Below are 11,505 nucleotides of genomic sequence, written 5' to 3'. Positions count from 1 at the left end.
ATGCTGCCGGGTTTCCCCCGCGACCTGCAAGCACACGTCGTGCTTGGTATCTGCCCAATCTATTCCGACATAAGCAGTGAATTTCTGAGACAGGAGCGTTTGCATCGACAACCTCCACAGGCGCTAAGTACATGCAGGGACATGCATGCTTGCGTCCAGCGAAAGCGATATAGAGAGCCGTGTCGGGCTTTCCCTGAGTATTCGTTAAGGGCGCAAGCGCACCTGTGGGCTCGAAAGTGAGGGGGTAATCATCACGTGCTTGAGAGGCCTATTCGTAGCCCACAGGTGCATGTTCCTTCCTTAGATCAACACTGACTTCCAGACACCGAAGTATGGAAGAGGAAGGAACGGACAACCTATATCAGAGAGGCATTGTCTCAACTCGTCGCCGAGCATCTAGTCATAGCGATAAATCAAAAAGGCTATCGGGTAGCCTCAATGTCTTTGGAGGAAATGCGAGATATTTACGATGCACGCGCCAACCTTGAAGCGATGATCTCAGCTTGGCGATTCAGCGAGGAGACGACTCATGGGAAGCACTGATACTTGCACGCACTCACACGCTATCAAAGGTCATGGAGCTCAGAACCCAGGAGCAGATGCTTGAAATATGGGATGCCCGTCATAAGGCGTTTCACAGCGCGATAGCCTCAGGGTGCGGATCGAAGCACCTCTTGCAACTGAGATCACAGCTATTAGACCAGGCCGAGCGGTATAGGCATTTGTGGTTGAAAAGTACCGTTTTTTCTGCAGAGGCTCTGCGTCAAAAAAGGGCAGAGCATGCAATACTCGTTGATGCCATCCTGGCCCGCGATGCGGCCAAAGCGAGCACCTTGATGAGGGAGCATTTGATGACTCCAGTTCCGATCATTTCGGAAATCATCAGGAATTCAATGCCAGCATTACAGATGCAATAAGCAAACTGTGAAAATCAATCTCAAATCGGCTGTTACGCATGATGGCTCATGGATTGAGTTTTTTTAGCGCCTCTCGCAGCTCAACATTGTTTCTGCCCAGAGCACTTGTCGCGATAACGGCGTTACGTAACAGAATTGAGGCGGCATGCTGAATATGCTCGCGCAACAGACGGTCAGATGGCCCTGAAAGGGTTAGAGCCCCCTTGAGCTCTTGGCCAATCGAAAAAACTGGAACCGATACAGCAGTGGTTTCCGGATCTCTCTCACCAAAAGAACTCGCCCAGAAGCGCTCGCGCAACCCCACCAAAGTAGAGTCCACCTGTCGGGAAAAAGCCAGAAGAATTTTGCCCGAAGCTCCGGAATGAAGTGGAAACCGAGAGCCCTCCAAAACGGAAACTCGCACTGCGCGCTTAGGTTCGACCCTAAACAACACGACCCGACTTCCATTTTCGAGCACGTAAAAAGACGACGTCTCCCCGCTTTCCTCCGTAATGGCTTCCAGCAATGGATGAATAACATCTCGGAGTCGGAAAGAGGCTTGATACAACTGAGACAAACGAAGAGGTTCAGGCCCGATCGAGTAACTGCCATCGGCCAAGCGTCGTACAAAGCCGGCTTTTTCTAATGAAGCAATCAATCGCAGGATCGTACTTTTATAAAGCCCGGTACGTCTTGCAAGCTCGGCTAACGTCAAGCTTTCCTGGTCAATCTGAAAGGCAGCGAGAATCGAAAAGGCGCGATCTACAGCAGCGACGCCACCTTCCGCGTTATGGGACTGGTCAGGAAAGCTCGTATCAGATTCGGTGCTCATAGCCACAAAACGTCGAGTCAATTCTTGCGACCGACCAGACGACTGACGCCGCCATGATCATCCGAAGACAAATTTAGTGTGCGTAAGATACCTTCTGGGTTGCAATGCGGCCAGCACGTCACTGTTCGCGCAAAAATAGCCGCAACGACGCCACCATAGAAGCGGCCACAAACATGATGCACCCCATCACCATCAACCCTGCGGTAAAGGAGCCGGTGTAGTCCTTAAGGAACCCCATTAGGTAGGGGCCGACGAAACCACCAAACGCACCGATAGAGTTGATCAAAGCAATTCCGCCAGCTGCCGCCTGGCCACGAAGGAACTTGCCGGGAAGGGTATAAAAAATTGTATTTCCTGCAATCGTTCCTACCAATGCCAAGGTGATAGCAGCCAAAGCTGGAGCCAACGCGTTCATCTGCAAGGCAAACATTAGCGCTAATCCTGCAAGGAGCATCGCCAATGTCAGATTTAAGATTCCCTTGCCGGTTCGATCAACATGTTTTGCCCAAATTAGGAGACCGATGGTTGCGAAGAAATAAGGATCGCCGCAACCCATCCAATCATGCTCACTTCTACGCCATGAGCCTGCAGCATCTGTGGCAACCAAATTCCCCCCCGGTGTCTGTCCATGTTCAACATCCTCTTTCTGTTGTAGGCTTGCCCTATTTTTTCGAAGGGGATTTTTCGATGAATCAGGACCTAAATGACCCTATCCGACGTATTGTGACAGCGGTTTGTGATGTCCTAGCAGACGAAGGTGTGACTAACCTTAGTCTGCGTAAGGTTGCCGCTAAAGCCGGTGCAACAATTGGCCTTATTACTCATCATTTCCCGAATCGGGCGGCGATGGTCAAGGCAGCAGTCGAAAAGACCTGGGAGGATGAATGCAGTTCGGTTGAATGGCCTGAAACAGGCGATAAAGAAAAGATCATCAGGTCTTTTGACGTATTTCTTCCACTTGATGAGGTTAGACGGCGACAATTGTCGGTCTGGATAGCGTTCTGGGCATTAAGTCAGGAGTCTCCAGAATTACAATCCGTGCATCGTAAAGTTTATCCATATGTACGAGACAAACATTTCATTTGGTTGAAGACATTAGGTTTCTCGAATGAACGCGCGTTAGTGTTGGCCGATAGGTTGACCATGTTCACGGACTCCCTCCTATTACACTCTGTTTTGGACACAGAGTATTGGACGCCGGAACTCATGAAAAATACAGTTAGCGACATGATAAATGATGTATTTACGGAAGCTGCTTTAATAATTAAAAAAAACAGTAAAGCTTCTGGCTGAGCTCAGCCAGAAGCTCTAGGCCAATCAAATTAAGTTATCAGTTTCATTGATATTTTTATTGCTATGATCCATGGTAAATTTTTGAGGATCAATGAATCTACGGATTACGTTTTCAGTAATGATCGAAATATTGTTTTCGTAACCATTCCATGCCATTGATGCTGCCCAAGAAATAGACCCTGTAGAGAATACGGCACCACCTGCGGAAGTTTCAAAAAAAGTCATATCGGCACGAATCAGATGCGATTGTGTTCCTGTGCAAATTGGGAGCGGATCATATGACTCTTCTGGAGGAACCAAAAATAGATCTGTATGTTTTACAGAAGAGCCTACGATTAGTGCATGAGGTGGTGTCCCCAACGTGAAATCAGCTCGGTCTATTTCGAGCCCTGCTGCACCATTTCCATGGAGCCCAAAATTGCCTAATACGGTGTCCTCCACCCCTTCGTAGATAAAACGCGCACGTGGCTCTTCGCCATCTGCGGTTTTAATATAGGGGGAGCCCAAATCAAATCCTTGGGCAGTCATACCAACACCGAAAAGCTCTTGGGGAGCACGTCCAAGTCGGCGCCAAAGGCCGCCTAGTTCACCGGTGAACTGATGCCAATAGTTACCGACACCTGGCTCACCTCCCCGAATGCCGGATTCAGCACGGCGACACTCGATAGCACCAGGGAAATTGGGGCTGTAAGCAATTCGCCAGTAAAAACCATTGCCTCCGGAGTAGAAAATGCGACCTCCATCGCCAAGGAACTGCTTATATGCATCAAGCATATTAGTACTAGTATATTCCGGATGAGACCCAGTTATAATAGCCTGATAACCCGATAGAGCGGCGACGCCCTCCCGCTCCAAATCTTCATCAGTGATTACATCATACGATATATCGCAATGCTCAAGAAAACCTAGAATGTGTGTATCAGCGTTGAATTGCCAAACATTTGATCCTGTCCCGCCCATGTATCCTTGAACTTTTGGTTGAAAATCTAAGACCGGGCGAAGACGAGACGAGTAAAAAACAACTGACCCATCTCGATGTAAATCATACAATGACAACCCAAGCTCAACATGTTTCTGAAGATATTGATGGTGTTTGTCAATTTGAACAAGTTGCCCAGCCGCTATTTCCGTTTCCGAATAGTCCAAACCAAATCGATGATTAGCGTAAGCGGTGTAGCTTGCTGTAGGAGCGATAAACACCAGTTTGTTTTTTTGTCCTCCCACTTTTTTTGCTTTCACAAAAATAACCACAAAAAACTCTTGTGACGAGTCGAGTGGCGAGAAAAGCCGTACAGCGAAGACCCCACTTTTTAGGCTATCTGGGATTTTGAATGAGATGTCGGTTTCCCAACCTGCATCGTATAGATCGTCATCATGAAAATGTACAGCAGCATAATGATCTGGACATTCATTCCAGCAATGCGATTTCCCATCCCATCTGAACCCTGAAACCGCCCGCGATGGCAGATTGATGAAACAACCATTCAATAAGTTTGATCTGGTTTCGACAAACCTATTCGTTTCAATTAGCCGAGAAAAATCCCAATTGGCCGCTAGACTCTTTGGATATTCTGCGTTTTCACTGTAAGAGTTCAGCACCTCTACAAACTCTTCTGCAGCATGATAGACTTTAGGGTTTTCTATTTTGCCATTAAAGAAATTTGCAGCCTTACCCTCAGTGAAGCTTGCACCAAACGAAACAGGATCGGAGGATTTAATTACTGCCCCTTTGTCACACTGCGCTTTGTCACGCCCAGAATCGTTAATCCCGGGAAATTGATTAAGTGCATGCTGTATCACCTCAACCGTTTGCGAAATTCGATTGTAAACACCTACAATAAGATACCAAGATCGTGCGCGACACAACACAGGAGATTGTGCGGTAATACTGATCCCCTTATTGGAGATCGTAAAAGTAGCGGCACCTGCTTCATTCAAATATAAAGTGCATCCGTTTTGTACATTACCAATCGAAATAATTGTTTGATCGTTTTCACCAGGTAATGTCGGCCAAATAAGACCTGCCACAGTAAATGAGTCTGTAGTGGCCAAATGGCCCGCATGTGGAACCACACCATATGACCCCGTAAGAATTTGCTGCATCCGTGCTTTGAATGGCCCCCCTAACGGCAGCTGAACAAGTTCGTCTTTATAACCTGGCCCTTTAGGATTGATGTCGCCCTGTATAATTCGTCTAAGTTCAGCACAATAAGTCGCCCCACCCTCTGCGCTGACTTTAATATCGACGTTATCACCCGGGAAAAAACTAAGAGTCTCGGAGTACGCTGTAATTTTCATGCCAAGCCCTTTTTGTTATTTTGTTGTATTGGTCTTAGGAAGGAATTCGGATGCAATATCGCTTGACAGTTCCTTACCTGTCAGCTCATGCCACCTCCGTAAAAATACATCACGCTCTGCGTCAAGCCAGTGAGTATATTCAACCCCTTCGACAAGAGTGACGGCCTGCCCACGCACTCCTGATAACTGTCCTAGCGCCCATTTTTTATGAGGTTCCAAGACGACGAGTACATATTTTCCAATAAGACGACCTCCGCGCATCACGTTCAGCAAGCGCTGTAAACCTGGACTGTGATAACCGACCGGAGTTACGAGGAACTCCTTAGCAAATAGTACGTCTTCAGGCTGAACTAAATAGCGGCTTGGCAAATCACGCGCGGCAACCTCAAAATCGCTAGAGTTTTCATTGTTATCTTGGTTGGTCGAAAGACTACTGCCACCCATATTATTCTCCTTGCTATGTGTAAAATCAAAGGTCACCCAATTCGACGATGCTTGATAACTAAAATGTTGTTACAGTCAACTCTCCTTATAACCAAATACAATAACTGCCACTCAGTTATATAGTATGCGCCCAAAGCGTCATCCCGCTTGCGAGGGTAGATCACTCGATACATACAAATAGGACCAGCCAGATACTCAGTTCTTGAAAATTCTATATCACGCTTATGAACCATCATCGGATGATAACACTCGTTATTTTTTGAAGTCAATAACAAGTGTTATCTTCATTTCGGAACGTCAAATTTCGATATTTCATGACGCAGACATGTCCATTAACCGACATAGAACAACGATTTATGGCGCCCCCTGAGTTCACAGTTGTCAGTCTTTTTGCGACAGGCATGGATGTTTAGCCAGTTGGAATGATCCCTTTTTCTGGAACAACCTTTGCCAGAACGCTCACTCAAGGGAATTGTGACGGAAAAATTCATATCACTTTGGTACAGGTTTGACCTAAGCAGGCTATCGCAACGCACGCGCCAATCTGGATGTTGAACAAGAGAAAACTAACGTCGTTGGGCTCGGTGATGTGTATTGGCTCGCTCAGCAGACGTCCGCCGAGACGGCATTGGCTGTATCGATGTTGATTCAGCAAGCCGGCAATGGCCGGTCATGGCACTGCGCATTCCCTTATCGTTGATGCTCTGATTCGGTATGATGATTGGATTATCAAAATTGACGAGTTTCTCCATGGACTTATCGGACTCTCCGAGCAATACCACGACTAATGGTTATGAGATGCTCAAGCGGGATATCCTTCATGGCGTTTTCAAGCCAGGGGAAAAGCTTCTAATGAATTCCTTAAAGGAACGTTACGCCCTGGGCGTTGGCCCTTTGCGGGAGGCCCTCTCCCCCTTGGTAACGCAGCGCCTTGTGGTAGCTACAAATCAGCGGGGCTTTCGTGTTGCATCCATGTCCTTGGAGGAAATGAGGGATGTTTATGACGCGCGCGCTAATCTAGAAGCGATGATCCTAATGCTAGCGATCGAGCGCGGGGACGATACCTGGGAGGCGATGATCTTGGCACGAGCTCACACGTTATCAAAGGTCATGGAGGTCAATACTCAGGACCAGATGATGGATGTCTGGGATGCACGGCATAAGGCTTTTCATACCGCCATCGCTTCCGGATGCGGTTCCACCCATCTGATGCAGGCGCGCGCTACGCTCGCTGATCAGGCGGAACGTTACCGCCATCTATGGCTTAGAACTACCGTGCTGTCCCCTGAAGCTTTAGCCTCAAAACGACAAGAACACTCGTTATTGATCGATTCGATTTTGGAGCGTGATGCACCCAAAGCAAGCTCCATGATGCGCAAACATCTACTGAGTCCAATCCCAATCATCGAAAAAATCATGATGAAAGCACCCTATTCATAATTCGGCGAACGCACTGTCCTTGGCCCTACGTTGTTAGGTCGTTGCATTTTGTGCTGGGGGAGAATACGTGGCCGCAACTCCAAGACTACCATGACCATTCGCTACGCCCCTCTCCATCGCAAGCAAATTCGCTGAAACAAGCCCTGCGCTATGCCCAGCTTCCTGCATGGTTTTTTGCCAGGCTTTCAACGCAGAGACGTATACCGATAGCGTTGCTTGCTCGGTGTAAAAGTTTTTAGTGATGAGACTTGAAACAATGCTTTCTATTTCGTTTTTCACGGATGCAAGGAAATAGTCGACTGAAGCCCCTAGCTCTTCTACACCTACGCCAGCCTTTCGAGCAAACTCAACTGATTCGAGAAATGCCCCAACACATGTAACGCCAAAACCACCAGCCATTGCGGCATCCAGAATGTTAGCTGCCCCAATCGGCTCCCCCACCCAACGTGACTTTCCACCGGCTTTCATCAGAGTGTCTTGATGTTTATCCCAAAGCGCCTCGGTACCGGAGTAAAAAACCAATGTTTCGCTTTTTCCAATATCCCCTGGATAGCCCTCAATTGAACCATCCAAATAATTACCTTTATTGAGGGCAATATACTCACTCATAGCCCGGGCTTCAGCAGGGGTTCCTGTCATTAAGTTGATGAAATCTTTACCGGCGATTGATATATCGCTTGTAGTAATCGCGCTTTTTAAAGAGGTGTAATCAAGCAACAAAACTAAGACAGTGGAACTTTGTGCAAGGGCCTCTGATAACGAGCGCACCTCATTTGCTCCTTTTTCAGTTAGCAAATCACATTTACCTGCAGTGCGATTCCACACAGTTACTTGATAGCCCTGCTCCAGATAAAGCTTAGCAAAAGCAGCTCCCATAAGCCCTGCGCCTAAAATAGTGATATTTTTTCCCATCAGAACATCTCCTTGATCAGCATGCGTGATCATAAACAATGAATACGGAATGAACACTTTTCTGCAGGTAAAACTTGCATCAAGGAAAAGGTCTAAAGCCCTCCCATTGATGCCAAAGGCTTTTGTTATAATCCAGTCCCGCCCAGCGCTCAGTGTCTTCCAACGCTAGGCGAAAGCGGTCGACAAAAATTTGAATTTCATTATCCGTAGAAATTAACGGTGGACAGAATGCGATCGAATCACCCATAGCACGCGTGATCATCTCATGGTGTGGCGCGCGATCCGCCAAATATCGCCCCAAAGAACCAACACTATCTAAAATGGCAGCAATGGGTTGGTATGAGGAAGACAATTGCTTTGAGACAACGATTACATCGGGAACAATATCAAACGTCTGACACCCAAACATATTTCCCGTACGACCAAATCCGCAGATAACCTCATCAGCAACAATAATTACATCATATCGGCGACAGACTGCTTGTATTTTCTGCCAGTAGGTACGTGGCTGGACAATAACCCCACCAGCTCCCATTAGGGGTTCACCATAAAAAGCGGCTATATTTTCAGCACCTTCTTGTTGAATCAGTGCTTCCAGTTCATTTGCTAGACGGTCAGCAAATTGCTCTTCGCTCTCGCCAGGAAGGGCAGATCTGTAATGATGCGGACAACTGACATGTAGAAAACTAGGGAATGGCACATCGAACCCGCCATGATTGGCCGGCAAGCCTGTCAGGCTTGAACTGACCGCAGTTATGCCATGATATGCATTTTTGCGACTGATAATTTTCTTTTTTGAGGGCAGACCTAACGAGTTATTTCGGTACCAAAGCATCCTAACAACCGTATCGTTGGCTTCGGACCCGGAGTTCGTGAAAAATACCTTGCTCATTGGTACCGGTGACAACTGAGTAAGCTTTTCAGCCAACTCAATACTTGGCAAATTAGATTTGTGACTAAATGTATGATAGAAAGGGAGCTTGCGTAACTGCATTTCAGCAGCTTTAATTAGCCGCTCGTTACTGAAGCCTAGCGCCACAGACCATAAACCTGACATCGCCTCAAAGTATTGTTTTCCTTGATCATCATAGACATATACCCCTTCGCCTCGTTCAATGATCATTGAACCCATTTGCTCATGCAAACGGGCGTCAGTGTATGGATGGAGATGATACTTTATATATTTCCCTGAGGGGGATAATGCAAGTTTCTTCATTCAAATATCCTCAAGAGCATTATTTTAAAACCTCAAGAACACACCGCCTTTACAATAGCCAAGCTTTTGTTAACTTGTTGCTTGCTGGCCTTTAAAGGAATTAAGAAAATCAGCTCGTTATCACGAGTAGAACATGAAAACAATGACAAATTATTCTGTTGCGTTTTGCAAACAACACTTTTTCCAGAGTAAGTTTCGAGCCAGACAACTCATTCCTTGAACCAAGGTCTACGAAAATCATAACTCCCAAGCCGCGTAATTCTGCGACCCCGTTATTTAGTGATATCGGCTAATCTTTATTCAGCTGCATTAATTAACATCTGCTGTATACAATCAGCTCTCAGCAACGATATACGCACGCGTGCCCGTAATAGAGCTCGGCGTTCCTCTTGAAACCTCAACTCAAATTGAGGCATTGTCTGTTCATTGATTTTCATATCTTACTATGAGCCGATAGTTAGTTTTAAAAATTTGCTCAATGAAATCCAGCCGACAAATACTCATTGATTTTTGGGCGGACGGCTAATTTTGGCTGTTTGCACCAAAGGGTTGCCTGCTCGTAACTGTAAGCAAGGCCAAGCAAATTGGCTTCGTCCCATAAACGACCGACAAATATCAAAGCAAATGGTGAACCTGATGGATAAAACCCGGCCGGAACGGTAATTCCTGGAAATCCGCCAATATCAATTTCAGATACCGTAGTTTCCAATATCACTTCAGAACTAAAAAGCAACGGAGTTTCACGTCTCATTTGCGGAAATACGAGAGCATCCAATTGATGCTGGCTCATAACCTCATTAAATATTGAAATGTAAAGCTCACGAGCGTGCAAAAAACTCGTTAAATTAGGTGCTTTCGTAACATCTGCTAGTGACTCAGTAAAACCGTCAAGTTCATGGTGATAGGCCAAATACCCCCCGTCGGCAAACGGATCCTGCCCTGTGACATCGATCAGATCTTTCAATGATCGAATTGGCGCCGTTGAACCCAGACGATTAAAATAGTTCTCTAGATCATGAGCAACTGATTCTTCACCACGAGCGTCATACCCGTTCAGTCCGTCCAACTTGGACGGTTTGGCCACCTCGGAAAAGCCTGACCTTGCAAACGGATCGTGTATGACAATAGCCCCTAACGCCTCTAGTTCTTCAACCGCTCTCGCATACAGGATTTGAGTTTCAGCCGTTAAAGTAACATTTCTCCACCCTGGTCCAAACAGCCCGATACGTCTTCCTCGCAACCGATCCTTACATAGTTTACTGGTATAGCCTTCTCGTGGAACGTTACCGATAGACGCGACAGTTTTTGGATCATCTGCGGTATACCCGGCCAAGGTATTCAGCGCGATGGCGGCATCCTCAATTGTTTTACTGATCGGCCCTACGACGTCACGAGTACTACTCGCTAACGGCAGCACTCCAATATTTGGAATAAGCGCAAAGCTAGGTTTTATGCTGACTAGCCCTTGAGCTGCGGCGGGATTTTGGATTGAGCCCCCCGTTTCTTCACCAAGGCTGAATACAGCGAATCCACATGCAATGGCAGTGGCACTCCCTGCACTGCTAGCACCTGGTGCTCGCTGGAGGCTATGCGCATTATAGGTTGGACCAGCCCAACTATCGTTTGTGTTAGTGCCACTCAAACTCAAAAGAGAGACATTGGTCTTCCCTAGAATAATTGCACCTGCCTCACGCAATCGAGCCACTACCGGAGCGTCGAGGTTCGGAATTAGACTAACTCCGTTCGTTTTGGAACTTAGGAATCTCCATCCACCCGTCGTCGGTAATCCTGCACAATCAATTGTGTCCTTGATTACGATGGGAATTCCAGCCAGCGGCCCAAGTGGTTCTCCCAAAGCACGACGCGCATCTATTCGATGAGCCTCTACTAATGCATCGGGGTTAAGCTCTATCACCGCATTATACGTCGAGTTGTATCTCCCTATTCTAGCAAGGAAAGCACCAACTAATTGTGCCGTGGTAAACGCTTGATTCTCAATCGCGAGTTGTATTTCACGTACTGATAGCGTCCCCACAGACTCGGGCGTCAAATAATTATTATCCACTGCCGGTGCGTCATTGCTATTACTATTATTCTTCATTCACCAAAACCTCGTGATAGAATAGCAAGCGGAAGCGCGCCATTCATTGAGAACTTCAATGCACAAGATTAAT

General features: G+C 46.8%; 9 protein-coding genes and 1 pseudogene. 3 read left to right on the top strand and 7 right to left on the bottom strand.

The window, feature by feature from the left end; all coding sequences use genetic code 11:
* Window positions 1–360: 360 nt before the first annotated feature.
* Window positions 361–917, top strand: a pseudogene (csiR, locus tag AEQ67_RS19150) (DNA-binding transcriptional regulator CsiR); the annotation flags it as partial.
* A 46-nt stretch (window positions 918–963) separates the two neighbouring features.
* Here csiR (AEQ67_RS19150) and AEQ67_RS19145 read toward each other — a convergent pair.
* Both AEQ67_RS19145 and AEQ67_RS36290 read right to left on the bottom strand, forming a co-directional pair.
* The gene (locus tag AEQ67_RS19145) at window positions 964–1,728 is read right to left on the bottom strand and encodes an IclR family transcriptional regulator (RefSeq protein WP_059405382.1); all 765 of its coding nucleotides are present in this window, start codon (window positions 1,726–1,728) and stop codon (window positions 964–966) included.
* A 118-nt stretch (window positions 1,729–1,846) separates the two neighbouring features.
* The gene (locus AEQ67_RS36290) at window positions 1,847–2,158 is read right to left on the bottom strand and encodes a hypothetical protein (protein WP_236710379.1); all 312 of its coding nucleotides are present in this window, start codon (window positions 2,156–2,158) and stop codon (window positions 1,847–1,849) included.
* Window positions 2,159–2,187: 29 nt separating this feature from the next.
* On the opposite strand from AEQ67_RS36290, the gene AEQ67_RS35285 reads away from it, so the two are divergent.
* Entirely contained in the window at window positions 2,188–3,021 is an 834-nt protein-coding gene (locus AEQ67_RS35285) for a TetR/AcrR family transcriptional regulator (protein WP_236710378.1), read from the top strand.
* Between the two features lie 24 nt (window positions 3,022–3,045).
* On the opposite strand, the gene AEQ67_RS34060 is transcribed toward AEQ67_RS35285, so the two are convergent.
* Window positions 3,046–5,319, bottom strand: a complete 2,274-nt coding sequence (locus AEQ67_RS34060; protein ID WP_082377910.1) for a N,N-dimethylformamidase beta subunit family domain-containing protein — start codon at window positions 5,317–5,319, stop codon at window positions 3,046–3,048.
* Between the two features lie 15 nt (window positions 5,320–5,334).
* On the bottom strand, window positions 5,335–5,763 hold the full coding sequence (locus AEQ67_RS19130) for a hypothetical protein (protein WP_201782088.1): 429 nt from the start codon (window positions 5,761–5,763) through the stop codon (window positions 5,335–5,337).
* A 750-nt stretch (window positions 5,764–6,513) separates the two neighbouring features.
* Between AEQ67_RS19130 and csiR (AEQ67_RS19125) the strand changes: the two genes are divergently transcribed.
* Window positions 6,514–7,203, top strand: coding sequence for a DNA-binding transcriptional regulator CsiR (csiR, locus tag AEQ67_RS19125; protein WP_059405380.1), 690 nt, complete (start codon window positions 6,514–6,516; stop codon window positions 7,201–7,203).
* A gap of 33 nt (window positions 7,204–7,236) precedes the next feature.
* Here csiR (AEQ67_RS19125) and AEQ67_RS19120 read toward each other — a convergent pair whose 3' ends face one another.
* From AEQ67_RS19120 to AEQ67_RS34055, 3 genes are all read right to left on the bottom strand, one after another.
* Window positions 7,237–8,148 carry an NAD(P)-dependent oxidoreductase gene (locus AEQ67_RS19120; protein WP_082377909.1) on the bottom strand — a complete coding sequence of 304 codons (912 nt, stop codon included), beginning with the start codon at window positions 8,146–8,148 and terminating at the stop codon, window positions 7,237–7,239.
* Between the two features lie 46 nt (window positions 8,149–8,194).
* Complete coding sequence (locus tag AEQ67_RS19115) at window positions 8,195–9,331, bottom strand: aminotransferase (protein ID WP_059405378.1); 1,137 nt, start codon at window positions 9,329–9,331, stop codon at window positions 8,195–8,197.
* A 475-nt stretch (window positions 9,332–9,806) separates the two neighbouring features.
* The gene (locus AEQ67_RS34055; protein WP_082377908.1) at window positions 9,807–11,432 is read right to left on the bottom strand and encodes an amidase; all 1,626 of its coding nucleotides are present in this window, start codon (window positions 11,430–11,432) and stop codon (window positions 9,807–9,809) included.
* Window positions 11,433–11,505: the final 73 nt, after the last annotated feature.

It is taken from the genome of Pseudomonas sp. RIT-PI-q (assembly GCF_001297125.1).
Lineage (GTDB): Bacteria > Pseudomonadota > Gammaproteobacteria > Pseudomonadales > Pseudomonadaceae > Aquipseudomonas.
This window is presented reverse-complemented; position numbering and strand designations above follow the sequence as displayed.